Source organism: Myxococcus sp. CA005 (genome assembly GCF_006518205.1).
GTDB lineage: Bacteria > Myxococcota > Myxococcia > Myxococcales > Myxococcaceae > Myxococcus > Myxococcus xanthus.
On the sequence record NZ_SRLV01000002.1, the window covers coordinates 102455 to 126288 of the forward strand.

At 68.9% G+C, this 23834-nt stretch carries 23 protein-coding genes; 14 read left to right on the forward strand and 9 right to left on the reverse strand.

Annotation, left to right across the window (positions count from 1 at the left end):
- Nucleotides 1-53: 53 nt before the first annotated feature.
- Nucleotides 54-506 carry a hypothetical protein gene (locus FMQ63_RS01360; protein ID WP_225909590.1) on the reverse strand — a complete coding sequence of 151 codons (453 nt, stop codon included), beginning with the start codon at nt 504-506 and terminating at the stop codon, nt 54-56.
- Between the two features lie 388 nt (nt 507-894).
- Between FMQ63_RS01360 and FMQ63_RS01365 the strand changes: the two genes are divergently transcribed.
- From FMQ63_RS01365 to FMQ63_RS01375, 3 genes are all read left to right on the forward strand, one after another.
- The gene (locus FMQ63_RS01365) at nt 895-2838 is read left to right on the forward strand and encodes a hypothetical protein (protein WP_011556712.1); all 1944 of its coding nucleotides are present in this window, start codon (nt 895-897) and stop codon (nt 2836-2838) included.
- Nucleotides 2839-3022: 184 nt separating this feature from the next.
- Nucleotides 3023-3574 carry a hypothetical protein gene (locus FMQ63_RS01370; RefSeq protein ID WP_011556713.1) on the forward strand — a complete coding sequence of 184 codons (552 nt, stop codon included), beginning with the start codon at nt 3023-3025 and terminating at the stop codon, nt 3572-3574.
- 169 nt (nt 3575-3743) lie between these two features.
- Nucleotides 3744-4778 carry a rod shape-determining protein gene (locus tag FMQ63_RS01375; RefSeq protein WP_011556714.1) on the forward strand — a complete coding sequence of 345 codons (1035 nt, stop codon included), beginning with the start codon at nt 3744-3746 and terminating at the stop codon, nt 4776-4778.
- A gap of 94 nt (nt 4779-4872) precedes the next feature.
- Here FMQ63_RS01375 and FMQ63_RS01380 read toward each other — a convergent pair whose 3' ends face one another.
- Both FMQ63_RS01380 and FMQ63_RS01385 read right to left on the reverse strand, forming a co-directional pair.
- On the reverse strand, nt 4873-5607 hold the full coding sequence (locus FMQ63_RS01380; RefSeq protein ID WP_026114046.1) for a glutathione S-transferase family protein: 735 nt from the start codon (nt 5605-5607) through the stop codon (nt 4873-4875).
- Nucleotides 5608-5816: 209 nt separating this feature from the next.
- Nucleotides 5817-6851, reverse strand: a complete 1035-nt coding sequence (locus FMQ63_RS01385; protein ID WP_216608410.1) for an NAD(P)-dependent alcohol dehydrogenase — start codon at nt 6849-6851, stop codon at nt 5817-5819.
- Nucleotides 6852-6948: 97 nt separating this feature from the next.
- On the opposite strand from FMQ63_RS01385, the gene FMQ63_RS01390 reads away from it, so the two are divergent.
- The 4 genes from FMQ63_RS01390 (at nt 6949) to FMQ63_RS01405 (ending at nt 10357) form a co-directional block, all read left to right on the forward strand.
- A complete protein-coding gene (locus FMQ63_RS01390; RefSeq protein WP_011556717.1) occupies nt 6949-7866 on the forward strand; it encodes a LysR family transcriptional regulator in 918 nt (305 codons plus the stop codon).
- A 182-nt stretch (nt 7867-8048) separates the two neighbouring features.
- The gene (locus FMQ63_RS01395) at nt 8049-8306 is read left to right on the forward strand and encodes a DUF378 domain-containing protein (RefSeq protein WP_043612486.1); all 258 of its coding nucleotides are present in this window, start codon (nt 8049-8051) and stop codon (nt 8304-8306) included.
- A gap of 131 nt (nt 8307-8437) precedes the next feature.
- Nucleotides 8438-9364, forward strand: a complete 927-nt coding sequence (locus FMQ63_RS01400) for a hypothetical protein (protein WP_011556719.1) — start codon at nt 8438-8440, stop codon at nt 9362-9364.
- Between the two features lie 69 nt (nt 9365-9433).
- The gene (locus tag FMQ63_RS01405; protein ID WP_011556720.1) at nt 9434-10357 is read left to right on the forward strand and encodes a bestrophin family protein; all 924 of its coding nucleotides are present in this window, start codon (nt 9434-9436) and stop codon (nt 10355-10357) included.
- Nucleotides 10358-10378: 21 nt separating this feature from the next.
- On the opposite strand, the gene FMQ63_RS01410 is transcribed toward FMQ63_RS01405, so the two are convergent.
- Nucleotides 10379-11110, reverse strand: coding sequence for a helix-turn-helix domain-containing protein (locus tag FMQ63_RS01410; protein ID WP_011556721.1), 732 nt, complete (start codon nt 11108-11110; stop codon nt 10379-10381).
- Between the two features lie 126 nt (nt 11111-11236).
- Here FMQ63_RS01410 and FMQ63_RS01415 point away from each other — a divergent pair, with 126 nt between their 5' ends.
- Complete coding sequence (locus FMQ63_RS01415; protein WP_011556722.1) at nt 11237-11635, forward strand: hypothetical protein; 399 nt, start codon at nt 11237-11239, stop codon at nt 11633-11635.
- 16 nt (nt 11636-11651) lie between these two features.
- Here FMQ63_RS01415 and FMQ63_RS01420 read toward each other — a convergent pair whose 3' ends face one another.
- Nucleotides 11652-12944, reverse strand: a complete 1293-nt coding sequence (locus FMQ63_RS01420; RefSeq protein ID WP_011556723.1) for a type I restriction enzyme HsdR N-terminal domain-containing protein — start codon at nt 12942-12944, stop codon at nt 11652-11654.
- A gap of 194 nt (nt 12945-13138) precedes the next feature.
- On the opposite strand from FMQ63_RS01420, the gene FMQ63_RS01425 reads away from it, so the two are divergent.
- A complete protein-coding gene (locus tag FMQ63_RS01425; RefSeq protein ID WP_225909592.1) occupies nt 13139-14032 on the forward strand; it encodes a symporter in 894 nt (297 codons plus the stop codon).
- On the opposite strand, the gene ppsA is transcribed toward FMQ63_RS01425, so the two are convergent.
- Entirely contained in the window at nt 14029-16368 is a 2340-nt protein-coding gene (ppsA, locus tag FMQ63_RS01430) for a phosphoenolpyruvate synthase (RefSeq protein ID WP_020477959.1), read from the reverse strand. The genes FMQ63_RS01425 and ppsA overlap by 4 nt on opposite strands.
- Before the next feature lie 301 nt (nt 16369-16669).
- Between ppsA and FMQ63_RS01435 the strand changes: the two genes are divergently transcribed.
- The 4 genes from FMQ63_RS01435 to rpsD all read left to right on the forward strand — a co-directional run bounded on the left by FMQ63_RS01435 (nt 16670) and on the right by rpsD (nt 20121).
- The gene (locus FMQ63_RS01435) at nt 16670-17725 is read left to right on the forward strand and encodes an NAD(P)-dependent alcohol dehydrogenase (RefSeq protein ID WP_011556727.1); all 1056 of its coding nucleotides are present in this window, start codon (nt 16670-16672) and stop codon (nt 17723-17725) included.
- A gap of 49 nt (nt 17726-17774) precedes the next feature.
- A complete protein-coding gene (locus FMQ63_RS01440) occupies nt 17775-17897 on the forward strand; it encodes a short-chain dehydrogenase (RefSeq protein ID WP_228556349.1) in 123 nt (40 codons plus the stop codon).
- A gap of 110 nt (nt 17898-18007) precedes the next feature.
- Nucleotides 18008-19348: an MATE family efflux transporter gene (locus tag FMQ63_RS01445; RefSeq protein ID WP_225909594.1), complete on the forward strand. Its 1341-nt coding sequence runs from the start codon at nt 18008-18010 to the stop codon at nt 19346-19348.
- Between the two features lie 140 nt (nt 19349-19488).
- Nucleotides 19489-20121, forward strand: coding sequence for a 30S ribosomal protein S4 (rpsD, locus tag FMQ63_RS01450; protein ID WP_011556730.1), 633 nt, complete (start codon nt 19489-19491; stop codon nt 20119-20121).
- A gap of 63 nt (nt 20122-20184) precedes the next feature.
- Here rpsD and FMQ63_RS01455 read toward each other — a convergent pair whose 3' ends face one another.
- Entirely contained in the window at nt 20185-21186 is a 1002-nt protein-coding gene (locus tag FMQ63_RS01455) for an alpha/beta fold hydrolase (RefSeq protein ID WP_011556731.1), read from the reverse strand.
- A 251-nt stretch (nt 21187-21437) separates the two neighbouring features.
- Between FMQ63_RS01455 and FMQ63_RS01460 the strand changes: the two genes are divergently transcribed.
- Nucleotides 21438-23108 (forward strand): alpha/beta hydrolase-fold protein, encoded by a 1671-nt coding sequence (locus FMQ63_RS01460; RefSeq protein ID WP_011556732.1) that lies wholly within the window; start codon nt 21438-21440, stop codon nt 23106-23108.
- A gap of 20 nt (nt 23109-23128) precedes the next feature.
- On the opposite strand, the gene FMQ63_RS01465 is transcribed toward FMQ63_RS01460, so the two are convergent.
- Nucleotides 23129-23392 carry a helix-turn-helix domain-containing protein gene (locus FMQ63_RS01465; protein WP_081436814.1) on the reverse strand — a complete coding sequence of 88 codons (264 nt, stop codon included), beginning with the start codon at nt 23390-23392 and terminating at the stop codon, nt 23129-23131.
- On the reverse strand, nt 23373-23828 hold the full coding sequence (locus FMQ63_RS01470; RefSeq protein WP_225909595.1) for a hypothetical protein: 456 nt from the start codon (nt 23826-23828) through the stop codon (nt 23373-23375). Before FMQ63_RS01470 ends, FMQ63_RS01465 begins: the two co-directional genes overlap by 20 nt.
- Nucleotides 23829-23834 lie beyond the last annotated feature (6 nt).

Below are 23834 nucleotides of genomic sequence, written 5' to 3' on the forward strand. Positions count from 1 at the left end.
GGAAACAAAGAAGGCAGGCGCGTTACCCGCCGGCCCGATTCCGAGCGCAGTCTTCAGCCGCGCCCGGGAGGCCCGCGCAACGACTGGGTGACGAGCGTCGGCCGGTCACCGGCGTTGCCTCCCCGCACCATCCGGGCCGCGGAGCGCAGCAGCCGGACAGTGTCGGTGGCAACGGCCCGCCGACGTTCTCGAGCCTGACGGTGGGCTTCATGGAAGCCCGGCTGAAAGGACTCGAGTTCCCGGCCCAGGGTCGGTTTCGTCTTCACCCCAGCCGTGGCGCTCATCACCGCGGCCCAGGTGTCGCTCCCCACCCCGGCCAGTCGCCCACAGCGCAACTGGCGCGTGCGCTTGCCCACGAAGGCCACGCCGCCCCGGTCCACCCGCGCGCCGTTTCTCTCATCAGAGGGCCCGTACACGGCGTGGACCTCGGCGGCCACCATCCGTTCCAGCGCGTTGATCCCCGGCACGGACGCAAGCGCCGTGCCCAGGGCAATGGCCAGCAGCATCCCGCGCGCGCGTCGCCCGGGTGGGGATAGCGGGGCTGTCGGGCCTGCGGAGCACATCCGCTTCTCCTGTATTACGCGGGTGCCACCCAGTAAAGCGCTCCCCCGCGGCGGGAAAACGCCAATCCAGCGCTCGGCGGCCAGGTTTCTGCCGCGCCGACGAAACTCTTCCGCCTCATTTCCTGAGAATCCCCGCAGCCCTCACAGAGTACCCGCTCTTTCTAAAGGGCAGGAGTCGTCCATGCCTGCTTTCAAGACTCGACACTGCTGAGGGCTTCGGCTGGCCCGCCACAAGGCCCCAGCCGGCACCACACCCCTGAAGCGCGCACGCGCCGCGTCCCGCCCCCGCGAGACGACGCACGGCCGTGACAGCCTGGAGAAGGAAGCCCCCATGGGAATCGGAAAACTGATTGGCGGAGCGGCGGACGCGGCGAAGCGGGCCGCCGAGGCCGCGGCGAAGCGTGCGGCGGAGGCGGCCCGGCGCGCGGCGGAGGCGGCGGCGCGCAAGGCCGCGGAAGCCGCGGAGCAGGCGGCGGCCAAGGCGCAGGAGGCCAAGGAGAAGATCTCCAACGTGGCCCAGGAGCGGACCCGGGACGTCTTCGAGGGCGCCAAGGACAAGGCCGGTGACGCCGTGGGCGGCGTGGCCAACGCCACCAAGAACGTCGTGGGCGGCGTGGCCAACGCGACGCAGAACGTCGTCGAGGGTGCCAAGGACAAGGCCGGTGACGTCGTGGGCGGCGTGGCCAACGTCACGCAGAACGTCGTCGAAGGAACCAAGGACCGGGTGCAGGACGCGGCGGGCAACGTGCGCAACGCCGCCGGCGACGTGTTCGAGGCAGGCCGCACCGCGACCCAGCGCACCCTGAGCGCCACCGGCACCGCGGCCGCCGTCACCGCGAATGGCCTGGGCAATGTCCTCAAGGATGCGGCGGAGCGGGCGGGCCCGGTGCTCGACAAGGCGACCGACATCGCCGCGGACGGCCTGGACGTGGCGGGCCGGGCCATCCAGGACGCGCCCACGCTCAACCCCCTGCAGGGCATCACCAACGACATCATCGGCGGGGCGCTCCAGGGCACCGCGGACGTGGTGCGCGACCCGGTGGACACGGCCCGGGCCATTGGCGACGCGGTCAACCTCAACCGGCAGGTGGACCAGCTCAAGCCGGGTGAGAGCACCTCCATCAGCCTCTACGCCGAGGCCAACGGCGCCACGCTGGCCGGCAAGGTGAAGGGCACCCTGGGCGTCAGCCGCAGTGAGGAAGAGGGCGGCGGCTACACGGTGTCCGTCACCGGCGAGGTGGGCGCGGGCGTCGCGGCCAAGCTGGGCGCCAAGGGCGCGGCGGACGCGGGCGCGGAGGCCTTCGGCACCGCCGGGGCCACGGTGGAGTTCAAGTTCGACACGGCCGAGGAGGCCAAGAACGCCACCCGCATCATCGCGGCCTCCACCGCCACCGCGGGCGCCGCCGCGAGCAACCCCGTGCTGGGCGCCGGCGTGAATCACGTCCTTGGGGATCCGCTGTCGGACCTGGCGGGCCTGACGAAGAACATGAGCGCCGTGGAGTTCAAGCTGGGCGCCGAGGCCAGCGTCAACGCCGAGCTGGGCATGAAGGGCCTGCCGGAGGCCATCAGCGCGGGCGCCGGCGCGAGTGCCGGAATCAACCAGAGCACCACGGCCCGCATCGAGATGGAGGGCGGCAAGCCCCAGAAGCTGACCCTCAAGCAGAGCCTCGAAATCAACGGCAACGCCAGCGCGTCCGCGGGCGTGGGCATCCCCACCGGTGGCGGGGACTCCGTGTCGCTGCCCACCAACGCGTCCGCGGGGGTGTCCGGTTCGCTCGGGGTGGAGCTGGAGCAGAGCGTGGAGCTGCCCGAGGGCTTCAACCCGACCGACTTCATCAAGGACCCGAAGGGCACCGCTCGCGAGATTGGCGCCAGCGTGCGTGACACCCATGAGGCCAAGCTGACGCTGACCGACTCGCGTCAGGCCAACGCGTCCGCGCTGGGCCTGGGCGGCGCGACGGGCCGCGAGGTGAAGGCGGAAATCAGCGGCAACATCAACGACATCGCCACCAGCGGCGCCTTCGGCAGCATCGCCCGGGGCGACGTGGGCCAGGCGCTGGACCAGCTCAAGGACAAGGTCGAAATCAAGGCCACCGTCCAGGACAAGCACAAGGTCACCGGCGACTTTGGCGTGGGCGTTCACGCGGGCGTGGGCGGCGGCGAGGTGGGCCTGTCCACCGAGCGCACCTACGTGGGCGAGGAGCAGGACCTCAACGCGGCGCAGCTCGCCGAGCTGTACCTCACGCAGCGCTGGTCGGCCGGCATCCCGGGCTGAGCCGGCGCTGTCAGGGGCCCGCCCGCCCTGGGCGGGCTCCTGGGCGTGTGGGCCCGTGTCGTCCGGTTGGGATTCCCTCTGGGGACAGGCACACCGTCCGCCATGGCACAGCCGAGGCAGGCGGCCAGCACCGACCCCAGGGGGTGGGAGTGCCCCTTCTGCGGGACAGCCTTAGCTTTCCGAGGTGCTTTCAAGATTCCTCGTCTATGGGTGCGTGGGCTGGGTGCTCGAGGTGATGTTCACCGGCACGGGGGCTGCGCTGAAGAAGGACCGGAACGCCACGGCGCGCACCTACCTGTGGATGCACCCCATCTACGGAGGCACGGCGCTGGCGCTGGAAGAGGTCTCCGCCCGGCTCAAGCCCCTGCCCCGGCCGCTGCGAGCCCTGGTCTACACGGGGCTCATCTTCGGCGCGGAGTACGGCACGGGCTGGTTGCTCAAGCGCCTGCTCGGCCGCTGCCCGTGGGACTACGCGCCGCACAGGTGGAGCGTACACGGCCTCATCCGGTTGGATTACGCCCCGGCCTGGTACCTTACCGCCCTGCTGTTCGAGCCCGTGCGTGACACGCTGCTCCACGTCACCAGCGAGGCCCTGCGGCAGACGCCGGAGTACCGCGACGCCGAGGCCCGGGGGACGCTGCCGCCCACGGCGCTCCCCGAGGAGAAGCCGCTGGAGGCGGGGCTGGCGGCGGCGCGCTTCGAGTCAGCGCAGGCCGAGCCCGCGCCCATCCCCTGAAAGCCGGAAGCGCCGCGCCTGCGTCTGCTGGCCGACTGCCCCCCAGGCGGATGTGAACGCCACTACCGGCTTTTCTTCCTCCGTGCTGCGTCGCGTAGTACCTTGGCCCGCGCCTGCCCCCGCTATGACGGGGAAATTCCGCCGACCCCCCGAAAGTTCCCGCCCCCGTATGTTTGACTGGCTTCACACCCTCTTCTCGCGTGACCTCGCCATCGACCTCGGCACGGCGAACACGCTCATCTACATCCGCGGCCAGGGCATCGTCTCCAACGAGCCCTCGGTGGTGGCCGTCCAGCAGGACGCGCGCGGGGGCAAGAAGGTCCTCGCGGTGGGCAAGGAAGCCAAGGAAATGCTCGGGCGCACCCCGGGTAACATCGTGGCCATCCGCCCGATGAAGGACGGCGTCATCGCGGACTTCGAAATCACGGCCGCGATGCTGCGCTACTTCATCCAGAGCGCGCACAACCGCAAGACGCTCGTCAATCCGCGCATCATCATCGGCATCCCCTCCGGCATCACCGAGGTGGAGCGCCGCGCGGTGCGCGAGGCGGCGGCCAACGCGGGCGCCCGCGAGGTCTACCTCATCGAGCAGCCCATGGCGGCGGCCATTGGCGCGGGCCTTCCGGTGACGGAGCCCAGCGGCAACATGATAGTGGACATCGGCGGTGGCACGTCCGACGTCGCGGTCATCAGCCTCGCCGGCATCGTGTTCGCCAAGAGCGTGCGCATCGGCGGCGACAAGCTGGACGAGGCCATCATCCAGTACGTCAAGCGCAAGTACAACCTGCTCATCGGTGAGCGCACGGCGGAGCTCATCAAGATGGGCATCGGCACCGCGTACCCGACGGACGAGGTCATGACCATGGAGATCAAGGGTCGCGACCTGGTGGCCGGCGTGCCGCGCACGCTCACGGTGTCCAGCGACGAAGTGCGTGACGCGCTGGCGGAGCCCGTCAACGGCATCGTCGAGGCGGTGAAGCTGACGCTGGAGCGCACTCCCCCCGAGCTCGCCGGCGACATCGCCGACCGCGGCATCGTCCTGGCCGGTGGCGGCGCGCTCCTGAAGAACCTGGACACGCTGCTGCGCGAGGAGACGGGCCTGCCCGTGTTCCTCGCCGAGGACCCGCTCTCCGCCGTCGTGATTGGCGCGGGCAAGGCGCTGGAGTCGCTCGACATCCTCCGGCAGGTCTGCCAGCCGGGCTGAGCCTCCGGGCTTCGGCTCCACGGCGCCACCTCTCACGAGGCTGGCGCCGTTTCGCTTTTCAGGGCGCTGTTTGACAGGTCCGCGCGCGAGTGGTTCAGGGACGGCGGTGCTTCGCATACAGGCCGTCCCGCCACTCGAGCAGGTCCGGGAAGCGGGAGGCGAGCTCCGCGTCACTCCACACCGCTCGCGTGCCGGGGCCCAGGGGGAGGTAGCTGTCGTCCACCGGCCGCACGAACTGGAGCATCAGCGCGGCCGCGATGTCCGCGAAGCTGAAGCGCGCCAGCAGGTAGGGCCGGCCGCCCAGTGACTCACGCAGGCGCTCCAGCGTGGGGATGACCTTCTCCTGGACGGCCGCGCCGATGTCCGTGGGCGCCTGGTGTTTGCGGGCCACGAAGCGCGCGCCCAGCCTCGCGGACGGGGCCAGCAGAGACCGGAGTCCCATGGGCAGGAAGGCGGGGAGGCTCTCCGCCTGCGCCTGCCGATTCTCCAACAACGCCGCCACCACCTTGGCGCGCGCCGCGGAGTGCACCTGCTCACTGTCATCGTCCCAGCGCTGAATCACCGGGAGGTCCGTTGCGGGGAAGAGCGGCTCCCCCTGTCCCAGCTCCTCCGCGCGCCGCGCGATGACGAACGAGCCGGGAAAGGCCTCGCCCTCGTCGATGAGCAGCGGCACGGCGGGCCGCACACCACGCGGCGTACGCCAGCGCAGCAGCGGCTCGCCGATGAGCGGCAGGTGTTCGCGGTAGCGATAGGCGACACGGTGGTGGTCCAACGCCCAACGGGTCTTCTCCGTCCAGGGCGAGTAACTGAGTCCATAGAGTGTGCGCATGCCGCCCGGGACAGTACGCCCGGGCGCATGCGCCACTCCAGGCCCGCTGGCGATTCAAACCCTCGCAGCGCCGCCTGACCCCATCGTTCTGTCTTCCGCCAACGCCTGCCGTGGTCCTTCACCCTCGCACGCGTCTGTCTTTCGTCCTGCAGCCACCACCACCGGTGGCCCCGAGCGCGTCGGGGCGCAAGCCGCGCCGCGGGTCCAGGTCAAGCCGTGATGACCAGTTTGCCAAACGGCCCGCGGTCCAGGTGTTCGAGCGCCGTGGGCAGCGCATCGAGCGAATAGACAGTGTCGACCACGGGCTTCAATGCCAGCCGGTCCACCGCGCGCACCAGGTTCTCCAGCCCGCGCCGGTGTCCGACGAAGATGCCCTGGATGACGCCGGAGCTCATGAACAAGGGCTGCACCGGGAAGCGGCTCTCGAATCCCTCGAACACGCCAATGAGCGAGACGCGCCCATCCGACGCGAGCGCCTTCACCGACCGGCCCAGGTTGTCCCCACCCACCAACTCCAGGATGTGGTCGGCCCCCGCGCCTCGCGTCAGCTCGAGCACCGCCGTGTGCCACTCCGGGGTGTGGCGACGATGGATGCCGTGCGCGGCGCCCAGGGCCTTCACGCGGGCCAGCTTGTCCTCGTCCCCCGAGAGCACGATGACCTCCGCGCCCATGGCGGCGGCAAGCTGCACCGCGAACAGGGACACGCCGCCCGTGCCCTGCGTCACCACGGTGTGCCCCGGACGCAGCCCGCCCAGCTCCACCAGGGACGTCCAAGCGGTGAGGCCGGCGCACGGCAGCGTGCTCGCCTGCACGTCATCGAGTGTTTCGGGAGACGCCACCAGCCACTGCTCCGGCATGACGACGTACTCGGCCAGCACGCCCGGCGCGTTTCCGCCCAGGCTGCGCACCGTCCCACGCGGCACGGGCCCGTCCACCCAGTCCGTCTGAAAGTTGGCGATGACGCGCGCCCCTTCCTTGAAGCGCTGCACGCCCGCGCCCGCCGCGACCACCACGCCCGCCATGTCCGAAGCCGGCGTGAAGGGCTGGTGCGCCGTCAGGTAGCCCCCCCCGTCGAGCATCAGCTTCTCGCGGTAGTTGAGGGAAACCGCCGACACGCGAATCAACACCTCACCGGCACCCGGAGCGGGAATCGCCACCTCCGCCAGTTCCAGGTGCCCCCGTCCCGCCTGCTTCGCCTGCCAACGCTTCATCGTTGCGCCCATCGTCCGCTCCGCGTCCTGCATGAAAGTGATGCGGGAGCTATACGGACGAAGCAGCGTCGCCAGTGGCGACACTTTGTCGAGTCACTGGAGACACGCAGGCACCAATGGGAGCAGCGTCATGAGGGACCGCCTTGGGGGCGTCTTCGCCTTTGTCCAGGCCGTGGAGGCAGGGAGCTTCGCGCTCGCCGCGGAGCGCATGGGACTCTCGCGCTCGGCCGTGGGGAAGAGCATCGCGCGGCTGGAGGAGCGTCTGGAGACCCGGCTGTTCCAGCGCACCACGCGCCGGCAGGGCCTCACCGAGGACGGCCAGGCCTTCTACGAACGATGCGTGCGCGCATTGGCGGAGCTCGAGGCGGCGGAGACGGCGCTGGACTCTGGACGGCGCGCGCCCACGGGCCGCCTGCGCGTCAGCGCTCCCGTGATGTTCGGCCGGCACTGCGCCGCGCCGCTGCTGCGCGAGCTGGTCCTCCAGCATCCGGGATTGGAGCTGGAAATCGCCTTCAGCGACCGGATGGTCGACCTCGTCGAGGAAGGCTACGACCTGGCCCTCCGCGTCGCGCCACTGGCGGACCACGCGGGACTGACGGCGCGCCGGCTGGGCGTCCAGACGATGTCCGTCTGCGCCGCGCCCGGCTACCTGAAGCGCCACGGCCGCCCGAAGACACTTGAAGACCTGGGCGAGCACGACGCGGTCGTCTACGGCCGCAACGGCGTCAACAAGCCCTGGCGATTCCCGGACGGACAAGGCGGCGAGCAGCGCATCGCCGTCCAGGCGCGCCTGCGCTTCGACGACGTGGAGACCATCATGGACGCCGCGGTGCAGGGGGCCGGGCTGGCGTGGCTTCCTCGCTGGCTCATCGCCGAGCACCTGAGCAGCGGAAGACTCGTCGAAGTACTGGAAACGCAGCGCCCCTATGGCAACGAAATCTACGCGGTGTGGCCTCAGAGCAAACACCTGACCTCGAAGGTGCGCGCGGCCATCGACCTCCTCGTCGCGCGCATTCCCGAGCGACTGGCGGACACCCACTCCCGCTGAGCCGCATGGCGTCCGGAGCACCGAGCCGGACAATCGATGCCAGTGGAGTAGCCAGGACGCGTCCAGGCAACACCTTATCCAAGAGGCATCACCCACCTGCACGGGTGGAACACACCTAGCCAAGGATACGAGCCATGGAACGAGCGGACGCGGACCGAACCAGAGGAGGGCTCGCCAAGGCGATGGCCGTCCTGGCCATCATCGGCGCCATCAACTGGGGCCTGATTGGCTTCTTCAATTGGAACCTCGTGAACGCGCTGTTCGGCGGCGAGACACGGACGGCGATGAGCGCGCTCAGCCGCCTCATCTACTCCATCGTGGGTCTGTCGGGCGTCGCGCTGGCACTCACCTTCCCCTGGAAGAAGAGCCTGGGAGCCACCACGACCACCACGCCGAGGACGGACATGGGGATTCACCGCAGAACCGAAGTGCGTCCCTGACTCAGGCGGGCCCGCGGTTCTCACGGGCCCCTGAGTCCACCTCGGGTGATACGTTCGGCGACCTACAACGCAGCGGCTCCGCCTCGACCCATCCATCCCGGGCGGGGCCGCCGCACGAGAAAGTCGTCGCCATGTCTGGAATCACCGATGCCGAGTTCCTTCAGGACGCCTTCATCCAGGAGGGCGTCAGCCCGGCGCCGGGAGTGGTCATCGCGGCCTGCACCGTGGGCGATGACGAGGACGCGCCCAAGAACCGCGTAGGCGTCCGGCACGACGGTGAATGGCTGGAGTTCAGCCTCTCCAATGAGGCCATCCTGTCGGTGGACGCCACTCCGGGCGGAGAGGCCTACGTCCTGGGAGAGAACGGCACCGTCGTCCGCTTCGACTGGAAGACGCCCAAGACGCGGGATGAACTCCGTGCATCGCGCAAGCTCTTCACCAACGGGGCGGTCCACGACAAGGGCCCGCTGCGCCGCCTTCGCGTGCTCGGCGGAGACGTGCTCTGCGCCGGCTCCGTGGGCCAGGTGTACTGGCTGCGCGACGAAAGCTTCGAACCCCTTCCGCCACTGACGGTGGACGGAGAAGCCGTCACCATCGAAGACCTCGCCGGCAACAGCCGCGAGGACTTCATCGCGGTGGCCTCCGATGGATACGCCGCCCACTTCAATGGAAGCACGTGGCAGGTACTGCCGCTGCCGATCCACACCGAACTGACCGCCATCTGCAAGCTGGAACAGGGCTACGCCATCTGCGGGAAGAGCGGAGCTGTGATGACGGGCAGCGGAGACGAATGGAGCGACCTCACGCCCTTCGACGGGGACCGTGACTACTGGGGCATCGCGAGCCACCAGGGGACGCTCTACGTCGCGCATCTCGCCGGCATCGACCATGCGTCCGGCCAGGCGCTGCGCCCCCTGGGACTCCCGAAAGGAGCGCCGTTGCAGTTCACCGTGCTGCGGGGCGCCTCCGACGGCGTCTGGTCGTTCGCGGACCACACCATCGGGCGGATTCACGACGGGCAGTGGCACACGCTTACCAGCGGGCCCCGCTCCCCCTAATCACCACAACAGCCCGCCAAGAGGAGCGCTTGCGACCCGGAGGCATTTGGCGCAGGAAGGTCCCTGCCCGTGATTGTCCGTCCTCGCCTCAGCTCGCTTCGGCTCCTCTTCGTCGTGCGCGGGACCATCCTCCCGCGCGTCCTGCCCCACGTCCTGGGCATCGCGGCACTCTCCGCGCTCGTCGTCTGGGCGTACCGGCAAGGCTATCTGGATCTGCAGATCTCCTCGCCGGCGCCGCTGTCCCTGCTGGGCATCGCGCTCTCCATCTTCCTCGGGTTCCGGAACAACGCCTGCTACGACCGGTGGTGGGAGGCCCGGAAGCACTGGGGCGCGCTCATCATTGAACTGCGTTCATTCTCCCATGAGGCCATCGCGCTCCTGGGGGACGACAGCAGCGGAGCGAAGGAGGCGGCGCGCAGGTTGGCGAGGCGGAACATCGCCTTCGCCCACGCGATGGTCGCGCACCTGCGCGGGAACGACGCCCGGGAGGACATCAGCCGCCTGCTGCCGGAGCCGGAGGCCTCGCGCGTACTGGCCAGCCAGAACCGCCCCAACGCCCTGCTTCGGGAGCACGACCGGGAGCTGGCCACGCTCCTCCGGGAGAAGCATCTCACCGACATCACCTGGAGCGAGCTGCGGACGCACGTCCATGGCTTGATGAACGTGCTCTCCGCGTGTGAGCGCATCCGCTTCACGCCCCTGCCCTTCACGTACACGGTGCTGCTGCACCGCACCGCCTACCTGTTCTGCCTGCTGCTGCCCTTTGGTCTCGCGGAGGCGCTGGGCTGGTTCACGCCCTGGCTCGCGGCGATGATTGCCTACACCTTCTTCGGGCTCGACCGGCTGAGCGACGAACTGGAGGAGCCCTTCGGCACGGAGCCCAACGACCTCTCCTTGCTGGCGATGGCGCGCAGCGTGGAGATGAACCTGATGGAGGCGCTGGGCGAACCGCAGCCCGAGCCGCTGAAGCCCCGCGACTTCGTCCTCCCATGACGGGCCCGCGCCACGCTTCCATCACATCGGGTGGAACTGCTCGATGGTGATTTCCTCCACCAGGGCATCCTGGGGGGCGCCGAAGCTGGTGAGCGTGGTGTACCAGTGCGTCGTCGCGCCATCGCGGGTGAAGGTCAAGGGCACCAGCACGGAGCCGGCGTTGGCGGGCCGCAGCGCGGTCAACGCCTCGACACCTGGCTGCGCCAGGACATGGGCTAGGACTGATGCCACGGGTGAGCGGGGGCCCCGCATGCGAGCGCCCTCCCGCAGCCGGTGGAGCAGATACCCGGCAATCTCCTCCCAGTTGCCAATGGCCGAGCGCACGGGCCCGGGCACGAAGACGAGGTCCATCAGGTTGACCTGTCCGAGCGCCTCACGCGGCTGCCCCATCATCGCGAGCGCGCCTGCATTCGCCTCGAGCACCGTCGAGGACGAATCCACCACGATGGCGGGATACGGCTCATGCGACGCGAGGATGAGTCCCGCGGCCCGCCGGACCTCCGCCAGCTCCGCGCTGTGCCAGCCGCGCTCGCCGAACTGAGGCGCGAACCCCGCCGCCACCAGCAGGGCGTTGCGGTCTCTCAACCCCAGCCCCAAGGCCTCCGCCAGCCGCAGCACCAGTTCCTGACTGGCCCCGGAGCGGCCCGACTCCAGAAATGACAGGTGGCGCGCCGATACCTGCGCCTCCAGCGACAGGGCCAACTGGCTCTTGCCGCGCAGCGTTCTCCATTCCTTGAGCAGGGGTCCAATCATCGCCGTGTCCCTTTCCGAGCCCAGACTGCCCCAGGCCGTGACGCGGGACGATGACCTTCGAGGTAATTGAGAACATTCCCTGCCAGGAACACTGTGCTCCCGTTCCCAGCCACCCGGAGAGCCCAGATGATGACGCACGTGCTTCGCAATCCCCGCTTCGTCTACCGCTTCGACGCCGCCGCCTCACTCCTCATGGGCGTGGCCTTGTTGCTCCTTGCCCCCACCCTCACCCAGCTCGCGGGCTGGCGCCTGCCGTCCACCTTCCTGTTCGGCGTGGGCCTCTTCCTGCTGCCGTGGTCGGCCTTCAACCTCTGGGTCGGGCTCAAGCAGCCCGTCCTGGGAGCAGCCCTGGTGCATCTCCTGGTGGACGCCGCATGGGTGGTGGGCAGCGTGCTGCTCGTCGTCATGCACGCCCAGGAGCTCACGCCCCTGGGGACCGCGCTGCTCGCTGGGCAGGCCTTCGCCGTGGCGGGCGTGCTGGCGCTCAAGGCCGTGGGTCTCACGTCGCTTCGCACGGCGGCGTGAGCACCGCGGCGGCGCGTCAGCCCGTGATGACCTTGAGGGCGGGCTTCCCGTCCTCGTGTGTGGCGGCGTCTGGAGACGGCGACTCGTCACGCACCGTCTTGGACAATTCCAGGCTCCGGGTCACCAGCGCCTTCAGCGCCCAGACCTGGGGCACCGATTCGATGAAGACGCGGCTGGTGCCCAAACCCGCGGGCGCCGCCTCCACCTCGAAGCCCGCGGCAATGGCACGGGCCTCGTCCACCGGCACCCAGGTGACGATGCTCTTGCGCTTGCCATTGCTGAAGAACCGGGCGAACCACTTCGTGGGCCGCTTGAAGGACACGTTGAAGTAGGACGCCGTGTCCCGGTAGAGGATGTCCTCGGCGGCGGCACCGTTCTTGACGCAGATGTCCCGCACCACGCCGAAGAACTCCAGTTCCGTCTCGGTGGTCTCAACGGCGGCGCGGCCCTTCTCATCGGGCGCGGCACGGCCATCGGCCTCGAAGGGCCTGGCCGAATCCGGCTTCACCACGTTGGCGCCCTCCTGCGCCACCGCGGGCTCCGCGCCCTCGTTGAGCCGCTGGATGCGCTCCTTGAGCTTGTTCAAGAAGTCGTCGCCCATGACCCGCAGCAGCGTCGGCTCGATGGCTTCCTTCGCGACGTCCGCGAGCCGCTCCATCACCGCGGTGGTCCGCTTTCCCTTGTAGATGTCCTCCGTGAGCCACTTGAGGAAGGCTTCGTGCTCACCGGGCGCTTTCAGGGCGGACGCGAGCTTGTCGATCATCCCCTGCCGGTAGCGGCTGTTCTCCGCGTCCGTAATCAGCGTCGTCGCGTTGAAGGCTTCACGGCTGAACTTGGACAGGAACTTGGCCACCTTCACCCAGTCCGACTTCGTGTCCTCCAGGGAGAACGTGAAGAAGGGCTCCGGGTCCATGACGTTGGGGTTCTCCAAGTCCCCGAAGAAGAGGTAGTGGCACCCGTCGGTGATGATGCCGAAGTGGAGCTCCGGCAACTGCGCCAGGTAGCGCGCCAGTTGCTGCGCGCGGGACTTGAGGTCCGTGCCCAAGGGCTTGGTTTCGATGACGATGAGCGGCTTGGTGCCCGTCTGGTCGAAGATGGCGAAGTCCATCCGGTCCGGCAGCTTCTTGCCGTCCCCCTGGACGAAGTCCGCCGCGTATTCCAGGCGGACCTCCCGAGGAACGCTCGGGTCGTAGCCGAGGCTCCGGATGAACGGGACGACCAGCGCGATCTTCGCGGTCTCCTCGTTGGAGATGAATGCCTTGTTGTCCTGATAGCGCTTGACCAGCTCCAGCAAATGATTCGCGTCCATGGCATATCCCCCTGCCCGGGAATGCAAGACATCCGGGCGCGTCACAGAGTCTAACGGCGATGCCGCATTCGCAGCCATCCCCCCCAGGGGTGAGTGAGGCCCGACCCTGTCACGCCGCGACCGCTTCGAGGAACGCGCGCACGGCTGGCCGCCCCAACGTTCCCGACGAGGCGCTCCGTGCGCATCCTCCATCCATGGACGTCGAGGTGACCGCCGCGCTGAGCGTGCGGGACGGAGTCGAGTTCGCGGTCCGGCACCTCGTCGTGCTCATGGGGTTTGTCCTCGGGCTCGCCGTCGACGTGAGCGCCGTGAAGCACGCCATGCGGCTGCCTGCCTACGCGCGAGGCCTTCCCCTCATCCTGTTGGGCGTCCCGCTGCTCGCCCTGCTCGTGGTGAACCTCCTGCCCCTGCCTCCCATCGCCGCCGGCATCCTGCTGTTGATGGCCGTCAGCCCTGGCGTGCCCAGCGTCGCGGTCGCGGCCTACCGGCAGCGCGGCGACTTGAGCCTCACGGTGGCGCTGTCCCTCACCCTGTCCCTGGCCGCCATCGTGTGCCTGCCGCTCTCACTCCGGTTGCTCAGCGAGTTCTTCCCCGCCGTGTTCAAGGCCCCCACCACCGTCCAGCTCCTTGAGCGGGTCATGCTGCCCTTCCTCGTGCCGCTCGCGGCGGGCTGGGCACTGCGCGCCTGGCGGCCGATGCTGGCCAGGCGACTGCTGCGTCCCATGCTGTGGCTCTTCAAGGCCGTGTTCGTCGTCGCCATCCTGCTCCTGCTGTTCATCAGCGGCCCGAGGCTGCGCGACGTGGACGGATGGATGGTGCTGGGCATGTTGGTGATGACCCTGGGCTCCGCGATATTGGGACACGTGGCGGGAGCGCCCCGGCCCGAGGACAGGACCGCGCTCGCGCTCGCGGCGGTCTTCGGCAATCCCTCCATCGCGCTGGCCGTCGCGACGGCCAGCTACCAGGACTTGCGGCTGACGCCCTTCCTGGCCGTCTATCTGGTGCTGCGCACGCTGGCGCTGCTCCCCTACCTGCTCTGGAACAAGCACCACCTCCGGCACGGAGTGCCCCACCCTGGCCGGACCTAACAGCCCTGGAGCGTCGCCCGCTTCGAGGCGGCCAGCAGCAGCCGCTGCTCCGCCGCCGCAATCACCCGCTGCGTCGCGAGCACCGCCGCCGGGTCCACGGAGATGGACGTAATCCCCGCGCGCACCAGGTGCTCCGCGAAGTCCGGCCGGTTCGACGGCGCCTGTCCACACAGCGAGGACGTCAGGCCCGCTTCCTCGCACCCACGAATGATGTCGCCAATGGCGGCCAGCACCGCGGCGTCCGCTTCGTCGAACAGCTCGGCGCACGACTCGGAGTCCCGGTCCACGCCCAGCATGAGCTGCGTCAAATCATTCGAGCCGATGGACACGCCATCAATCCCACACTTCGCATAATCGTGGAGGCGATAGACGATGGAAGGCACCTCCGCCATCACCCACGTCTTCAAACCCCGCTGCCGCCCCAGCGGACTGCGGGCGATGAGCTCCAGACACGCCTCCAGCTCCCAGAGCGTGCGCACGAAGGGCAGCATCACCTGGAGATTGGGCGTCTGCTCCCGGACCCGCGCGAGCACCTCCAGCTCCAGGTTGAACACGTCGGGCTCGCGCAAGTACCGGTAGGCGCCCCGGAAGCCAATCATCGGGTTGGACTCCTCGGGCTCGAACTCAGCGCCGCCTTCCAGTCCGCGAAACTCGTTCGTCCGGAAGTCCGTCGTCCGGTAGACCACGGGGCGCGGATGGAAGGCTCGCGTCGTCTGGAGCAGGGCCCCCGCCATGCGCTCCACGAACTCACCCCTCCGACCCTCCGCAATCAGCTTGCGTGGATGCACACCCCCCAGGGCCTCCGTGAGCATGAACTCGGCGCGCAGCAGACCCACACCCTCCACCGGAAGCGCCGCGGCCTCGCGAGCCTGCGCGGGCAGGGCCAGGTTGACGTAGAGGCGCGTGGCCAGCACCGGGGCCGTTCCCACCGTGGATGCGGTGGCAGGCACCTCCACCGCCCGTGGACGTGGCGCCTCCTGTCCCTCCCGGACTTCTCCCATCGAGCCATCCACCGTCACCGCCTCGCTGTCTCGCAGCGTGCGTGTGGCGGTGCGTGTGCCCACCACGCAGGGTTTTCGCAGCTCCCGGCTGACGATGGCGGCGTGGCACGTCATGCCGCCCCGGTCCGTGACAATGGCGGCGGCCCGCCGCATGGTGGGGACCCAGTCCGGCGACGTCATCTCAGCCACCAGCACCTCGCCCGGCTGGAGTTGCCGTCCCTCGGCCGGTGACGCCAGCACCCGCACGCGGCCGGCCGCCACACCGGGCGACGCACCCAGTCCCTGCACCAGCGCCTTGCCCGCGTGGCCTTCCTCTGGCGGTGGCACGGCGGACTTTCCCAACGTGGTAATCGGGCGCGTCTGCACCAGGAACAAACGTCCGCGCTCCTCCGCCCACTCGATGTCCTGCGGCGCACCGTAGTGCTGCTCCACCCGCAATCCCAACCGCGCCAACTCCAGCACCGCCACGTCGCTCAGCACGCGCTCGTGGGCCTGTTCCGGACTCAGTGTCTCGCGCTGCGTGTGTCCTTCGGCATTGCGCACCAGGCGGACACTCTTGTCGCCCACCCGGACCTCGCGCACGCAAGGCTCCTTCTTGGAGACACTGTACGTATCCGGCTCCACCTGCCCGCCCACCACGACTTCTCCCAGCCCCCAGGCCGCCTCGATGACGATGCGGCCGGTGTCTCCCGAAGACGGGTCCGCGGTGAACATGACGCCCGCGCGAGCCGCATCCACCATGGCCTGAACCACCACGGCGATGGCGGGTTCCTCGGTGAGCCCTTCCGCTTTGCGGTAGGCCACCACACGCTCACCGTAGGCCGAAGCCCAACACGCCCGGAGCGCGTCCATCAAAGCGTCCTCGCCCAACACGTGGGTGAAGGACTCGTGCATGCCCGCGAAGGACGTGGCCGCCGAGTCCTCCGAGGTCGCCGAGGAACGCACCGCCACGGCCCGGTCCGCGCCCAACTGCTGATACGCCTCCAGGATGGCGGCGCGCAGCCGCTCCGGGACGGGCGCGCTCCGCACGTGCTCACGGAGCTGCTGCGTGACCTGGGTCAGTGACGAAGGGTCATCCGGGTCCACCTGCGCCCAGAGCGCTTGAAGCCGGGCACGCACCGGCGCCATGGCCTCCTGGAAGGCGGTGGCGGTGATGACGAAGCCCGGCGGAACAGGCAGCCCCGCCCGCGTCATCTCGCCCAGGTTCGCGCCCTTGCCCCCCGCCAGCGCGACGTCCTCGCGGGACAGCTCGCTGAACCAGAGCAGACGAGGCGCGGCGGACACCGCCAGATGCTCGGCTTGCCGTGGCTTCTCCGTGTCCGGTGAGACGTTCATGGTACCGCCCCCTGAAGCAAACGCCTGACTGCGCGGACGCTGCGCACCGGCGCTCGCGCATGAGGTCATCATCCCCGCGTGAAGCGGGCGCGACTCACCGAGGACGATGCGGCTGGTGCGAGGTGATGACATCCATCCGGGCCCGGAGCGCGCGGGCCCGAGCCGCCGTTACGGCCACATGCGCCCAAGCATGCGCTCGGCATGAACTCCACCGCCGCATCTTCACGCCCGCGCGGATGACGCCCTCCGACACCGTGCCGAGACTTCCCGGGTGGACACCCACGAACCACCGGGAGGGAGCATGCGAGCCAATGTCTTTCAGGCTGTGAACCGCTTCGGCATCGAAGAGGTGGAGCGTCCACGCGCGGGAGCCGGCGAGGCGGTCATCCGGATGACGATGACCACTGTCTGCGGCACGGACCTGCACATCGTCCGTGGCGAGTACCCGGTTCGCCCGGGGCTCGTCATCGGTCACGAGCCCGTGGGTGTCATCGAGGAGCTTGGTCCCGGCGTGACGGACTACCGCCCGGGGCAGCGTGTCCTCGTGGGCGCAATCACCCCGTGTGGACAATGCAGGGCCTGCCTGTCCAGTCACCTCTCGCAGTGCGGCCACGGCGCGGGCTATGAGGCCCTGGGAGGCTGGCGCATGGGCAACACCCAGGATGGCGCCCAGGCCGAGTACATCCGCATTCCCGCCGCGCAGGCCAACCTCGCGCCCATTCCAGATGGGCTCACCGACGAGCAGGTCATCCTCCTGTCGGACATCGCCTCCACGGGCTTCAGCGGCGCAGAGGCAGGCAGCGTGCGCATCGGCGATGCCGTGGTCGTCTTCGCGCAGGGGCCCATCGGCCTGTGCGCCTCCATTGGCGCGCGGTTGATGGGCGCCTCGCTCGTGGTCGGCGTGGACGGCGATGAGGCGCGGATGAAGATGGCGCAGAGGATGGGCGTGGACGTGGTGCTCGACCACCGTCAGCAGGACGTCGTAGCCGAGGTGAAACGGCTCACGGGCGGCGGCGCCGACGTGGCCATCGAGGCGCTGGGCACCCAGCAGACTTTCGAGAGCGCGCTGCGCTGCCTGCGGCCCGCGGGCACGCTGTCCAGCCTGGGTGTGTACTCGGGCAAGCTCCAGTTGCCCTACGACGCGTTCTCCGCCGGCCTGGGGGACTACCGCATCGTCACCACCCTGTGCCCAGGAGGCAAGGAGCGCATGCGCCGCCTCATGGACCTGGTGCACCACAAGCGCGTCGACCTGTCGCCGCTCATCACCCATCGCTTCAAGCTCGCGGACATCCAGGAGGCCTACGCCCTCTTCGGCGAGCGCCGTGACGGCGTCTTCAAGGTGGCCATCCAACCGTGAGCCACGCCCCACCCCGTGGGGCAGCCGCGCGAAGGTGAATCCTACAGACGTGGTGAGTCTCACACTGGCTGCGGTGGAAGCCGGCGAGGAGGAAGCGCTCGCCGATGACGTGAGCCGCATGGCCAAACAAGGCTTGTCCTCCGGTGGCTATCCTGATGCGCTGAGCGTGTGAGGTGACGTCTCATGAGTGACGCAGCCAGCAGCGACGCAACCCCAGTACAGGATGCAGCGCCCGGGTCCACACCTTCCGCGCTCCCCGGACGCGCATCACTTCAAGACGCGATGCTGCGGGGCCCTCTGCTGAAGCCCCTGCTCCAGCTCGCCGTGCCCACCACGCTGGTCCTGATTGCCCAGTCGTTGGTGGGCGTGGCGGAGAACTGGTACGCGAGCTTCCTGGGCACGGAGGCGCTGGCGGGCGTCTCCCTCGTCTTTCCCGTCGTGATGTTGATGACGATGATGTCCAACGGAGGCATTGGCAGCGGCGTGGCCTCCGCGGTGGCGCGAGCCCTGGGCGCGAACCGGCGGGAGGATGCGAATGCCCTGGTCTGGCATGCCGTGGTGCTGGCGTTGGCCATTGGCCTTGTCTTCAGCGTCCTCGCCTGGATGACCGGCCCCGCGCTGTACACGGCGCTGGGTGGACGGGCGGGCGCGTTGGACGCCGCGCTCCAGTATTCGAACTACGTGTTCGCGGGCTCGATTCCCTTCTGGCTGGTGAACCTGCTCGCGGCGGCGCTGCGCGGCGCGGGCGAAGTGCGCGTCCCGGCGCTGGTGACCCTGGTGGGCGCCGCTGTCTTCCTCGTCGTGACGCCGGGGGTCATCTTCGGCTTCGGCCCGGTGCCCGCGATGGGGCTGGCGGGCGCTGGGCTCGCGATGACGTTGTTCTACGTGGGCGCGGCGCTCTGGCTGCTGCGCTACATGGCGTCCGGACGGGCCGCGGTCCGCCTCACGAAGGGGTCGCTGGAGCCGCGGCTGCTTCGCGACATCCTGCGCGTGGGCCTGCTGACGGCGTTGAGTTCGCTGCAGCCCAACCTGATGGTGATGGTCATCACCGCCGCCGTGGGCCTGTTCGGCGTGGAGGCGCTGGCCGGCTATGGCATGGCGTCACGCCTGGACTACCTCATCATCCCGATTCTCTTCGGCCTGGGCACGGCCGTGCTGACGCTGGTGGGCACCAACGTGGGTGCGGGACAGCACGAGCGCGCCCGGCGCATCGCCTGGTTGGGCGGCGGGCTGGGCTTCGTGGCGGCGGGAGCCATTGGACTGGCCGCGGCCCTGGCGCCTGAAGTCTGGCTCCATGCCTTCAGCCGTGAGCCGGCCGTCGTGGCGCCGGGCCTGGACTACCTGCGCATCGTGGCGCCGTTCTACGGACTGCTGGGCCTGGGCTTCGTGCTCGCGTTCGCCGCACAGGGCGCGGGCCACGTGCTGTGGCCCTTCCTGGCGGGCACCTCGCGCCTGGTCATCAGCGCGGGCGTCGGGTGGTTCGTCGCCGCGCGGCTCGATGCGGGGCTCTCCGCGTTGTTCGCCATGGTGGCCGCCGGACTGGTGGCCTACGCCGGCGTCACCATCGTGGCGGTGCTCGCAGGCGCCATCTTCCGCCGGGAGGCGGCGCCGCGCGGCACCTGAGCAGCGCCGTCCAGCCCGCCGCCCGCGTCCCCACTTCGAATTCCGGACTTGACCGCCGGCCCGACCTGGAGCTATTGAAATTGATACTGATTATCAACTTCATCTCCACTTCAGACACCGGGAGATGGTCGGAGGAACACGTGGCACGCGACTTGGGACCGCGGGGAAAGATGTGTCGTCGGCTGGGGATTCCGCTTTCGCGCATCACCGCGAAGGACCCGGACAAGGACCCGGTGCTGCGCCGGCCCTATCCCCCTGGCCAGCACGGTGCCACCGCGCGCACCAGCGTGAGCGACTTCGCGCGCCGTCTGCGAGAGAAGCAGAAGCTGAAGCTGTACTACGGCCTGATGGAGAAGCAGTGCCGCGCGGTCTTCCAGGAAGCGAGCCGGGCGCCGGGCAACACCGGCACGGTGCTGCTGCAACTGCTGGAGAGCCGGTTGGACTCACTGGTGCTTCGCGCCGGCCTGGCCACCAGCATCCGCCAGGCCCGCCAGTTCGTGCGCCACGGATACCTTCATGTGGACGGCAAGCGAGCGGACATCCCGAGCTTCCGCGTCAAGCCTGGCAGCGAAGTCCGCTTCCACGCGGCACACCAGAAGCTCGCCGTGGTGCAGGAGTCCTTCAGCCGGATGAAATCGCGGTCCGTGCCCGCCTACGTCCAGGTGCTGGGTGAGGGCGAAGGGCTGCGCTACGTGCGCCTGCCGGAGCGGGAGGAAATCCCCGTGGACGTGAACGAACCCTTCATCGTGGAGTACTACGCGCAGCGGAGCTGAGCCGTTCTCCGCGGCTGTCTGTCCGGGCATGTGGCTCGGACAGACAACGCTGGCGGGGGCATGCTACGGCGCGGCGGTGGCGGCGAAGAAGTCGCGCATCCGCGTCACCACCTCCGCCCGGTTCGTCAGCCAGATGTAGTGCCCCGCGCCTTCCAGTTGCAGGTGTCTCCAGCCAGGATGACGCCGCAGCGAGTCCTCCAGGGCCGTCTCGTGCTGCTGGATGTCGGGCAGGAAGTCGCGGGCTTTCTCCCGGAACTCCAGCGGCAGCGACTCGGCCGCCACCAGGGCCTCTACCCAACCCGCGAAGCCCTGCCCATCCGACAGGGACAACACGGGCCCCTGCACGCGCCCGAGGTCCATGATGGCCGCGCCCCGGACGGACTGCTCCGTGGCACCAGGATGGCGGCGCTCGCGCAGGTAGGCCCCTGTCGCGGCGTCGAACACATACGCCTGTTCAACTTCGTGTGCGGGAAGCCCTCCGCCCAAATCCTGCGCCAGCCGCTCCGCTACCGCCTGCCGTGAAGGAAGGCCGTCGAGCACGGAGAACGGCAGCGGCGGCAACTGCTCACCCTCCAGGAACGCGGCAATCTCGCCCCGGCTGTCGGTGGCGTCCAGGTAGACGAGTGCCTCCACGCGCTCGGGGTGGTGGAGCGCCAGCCACGTCAGCTCATCCCCCGCCAGGGAGTGGCCCGCGAACGACGCCTTCGACAGCCCCAGCGTGTCCAGCGTCCCCAGGACATCCATGGCCAGCGTGGCGGTGTCATAGCCGGTGTCGGGCCAATCCGAGGCGCCGTAGCCACGGCGGGTGAGCGCGTAGACGTGGTGCGTGTCCCGGAACTCGAGCGCCAGTTCGTCGAAGATGTGGGCCGTGCTGCCCATGCCCGCGAGGAACATGAGCGCCGGGCCCTTGCCGCCATAGTCGAGCACCTCCAGCTCGACACCCCGGATGGCCTCCACACGCGTCACCTGGTGCAGGGACGGCGTGTCATCGGGCCCAGGGGGCAACGGAGAGGAATCACAACCCATCCACAAGAGAAACGCGGCACCCACGAGGTTCGTTCGCATGCGCTTGGGAATACTGGCGAGCGCCTTCGCCAAGCACCAGCGCACGCCGGGGCTGCCTCTCCCCTTGCCCGCATGGGGCGGGTGATGGTGCCGCCATGCCTCCTGGCCCTGCGGGGATGAGTCCCCCCTCAAAGCGCGGAGCCAGACCCACGCGCCCAAAACAGAGATATACGACTATTCCAAGATTTCCACTATGACACTACCATTGCTCCGGCTACCGATTTCTACTCACAGCCACCATTGGATTTTTCATGCATATTCATGACCGCATCAAAAAGGCACTCTTCGCGCTCGCAATGATTGCCGGGTGTGGCAGTCCCGAAGCCGTGGACCCTTCCGGCGACGCCACCGCGACGGCGCCGCTCCTCACGAGCAGCAAGCTGACCCTGACCGCGTCCATGGTGCAGCCCGACGGCGTTCGTCCCGTCGCGGGTCCGTACCAGAACCTCTTCGATGAGCAGGCGCTCATTGGAGACCCTCGCGCGGGAACGGGCGCCGCGCCCGTGACAACCTGGGGTGACGTCATCTTCGACGATTCCGCGTACCCCATGGGTCTCATCATCGACCTGGGCGCGCTGTATGACATCACGGAGATTGGCGTCTTCGACACCTTCGACAGCGGCAGCGTCTCCTTCGCTGCCGGTGAGCCGGGTGCCTGGACGCCCGTGACGAACATCACCCTGACCCGGTGGCAAGCCTGGTGGGTCGTGCCCGTCACCCAGCGAACGCGGTACCTCCACCTTTCGAGGACCCGCTATGCGGGCATGAATGAAGTCGTCATCTACGGCGCCCCCGTGACGGGTGAGCCGCCCGCCAACCTTCCGCCCACGGTCTCCGCCGGAGCGGACCAGACGGTGATGCTGCCCACGAATGCCGCGACCCTCACGGGCACCGCGACGGACAGCGACGGAACAGTCGTGGCGCGGCAATGGACCCAGGTGTCCGGTCCCAATACCGCGACCCTGACGGGCGCCACGACGCTCTCCGCGACGGCGTCCGGGCTGGTGCAGGGGCTCTACGAGTTCGAGCTGACGGTAACCGACGACGACGGCGCTACCGCCAGCGACAGAATGAAGGTCCAGGTGACACCCGCGCCCACGGGCCGTGGCACCACGCAGGAGGTCTACAAGTCACCCTCGACGCCGGGCGGCTACGGCTATGTCGTGTACCTGCCGCCCGGTTACGACGAAGGCTCGAACTGGCCCGTCGTCTTCTTCCTCCACGGGATGGGCGAGCAGGGAGACGGAGGCGTCAACCAGCTCAAGAAGGTCCGTGCGCACGGGCCTCAGGCGTACATCGATCAGGAGGGGAAGGACTATCCCTTCATCCTGGTCTCTCCGCAGACGAGCACGTCGGGATTCTGGAGCGCCTACGAAGCCCAATACAACCTGGACCCCTTCTTCGAGCACATCCTGGCGACGTTCAAGACAGACAGGAAGCGCGTCTACCTGACGGGCCTCAGCATGGGCGGCGCGGGGACGTTCAACTACGCATCGCTCTTCCCCTCGAAGCTCGCCGCCGCCATCCCCGTCTGCAACGGAGGCTACGGTTCTAGCGCCGCGGATGCCCTGAAGATGGTTCAGGCGAACCTCCCCATCTGGGGCTCACACGGCCTGCTCGACAACGACATCTTCTACACCGCGACCGCCGGCTGGTTCACGCACCTGGGACACGCCATGGGCGGCACCGGTGGCGTCATGGATACCTATCCCTCCCCGGCGCGTACAGCGACGGCGTTCTTCCGGCCCGGGAGCGGGCAGTGGGAATGGATTGATGGACAGACGAACACCGACACCACGGGCGCCGGGCCGGTGAAGCCCGTGCTCTTCACCCTCTTCCACGATGGCAATCACTACATCTGGGACCGGGTCTACAAAGAGCCCAAGGTGTTCGCCTGGATGCTGGCCCAGCAGCGCCCCTGAGGGGCGCACCGCCACGGACTTCAGCGCGGCTCGCGCGGCGCAGGAGGCTCCTCGCGAGCGTCATACGCGGCGTGGGCCTGCTTCACCGCCTCCCGGCGGCGCAGCGCCCAGGTCGCCAGCATGGCGATGGGCTCCATCCGTTCCTCGCCCAGCGCCGTCAACGCGGAGTCCACGCACGGAGGCACGGTCGGCGTGACGGTGCGCGACACCAAGCCGGCACGCTCGAGTCCTCGCAGGCTTGTCCCGCACGCGGGACAGCACCTCTCAGACTTCCTTGCAGATATCTGGCGGGAGCCGGGTCAGGAGCACGTCCCGTGCATCCCTGGGCGACTGAGACCGGCGCGCATAGGCAATGCCGCCCACGAGCGCCACCAGGGCCAATCCGAACCAAGGCCACCGGATGAAGAATGAGAACGACGATTGCCCCGCCACCACCTCACAGTGAGGAACGAGCGAGTCGGTCGCCACCAGCCAGGATGTGACGAACGCCATGGGGCCCATGAAGGCAGCCGCCATCACGGCCCACGCGACGGAATCCAACACCCGCGGGAGACGACCAACGCCAGACGCAGGCGCCACCCGCAGGACATCTCCCGCCTGGCGCGGCCCCCACAGCAGCCAGCACCACACGCCCAGCCCAGCGGACATCGCCAGCGCGAGCACCCACCACAGGTTGGACTCCCACCAGAGGAATGGGGACGACGCTTCGTAGAAGTTCATCCACAT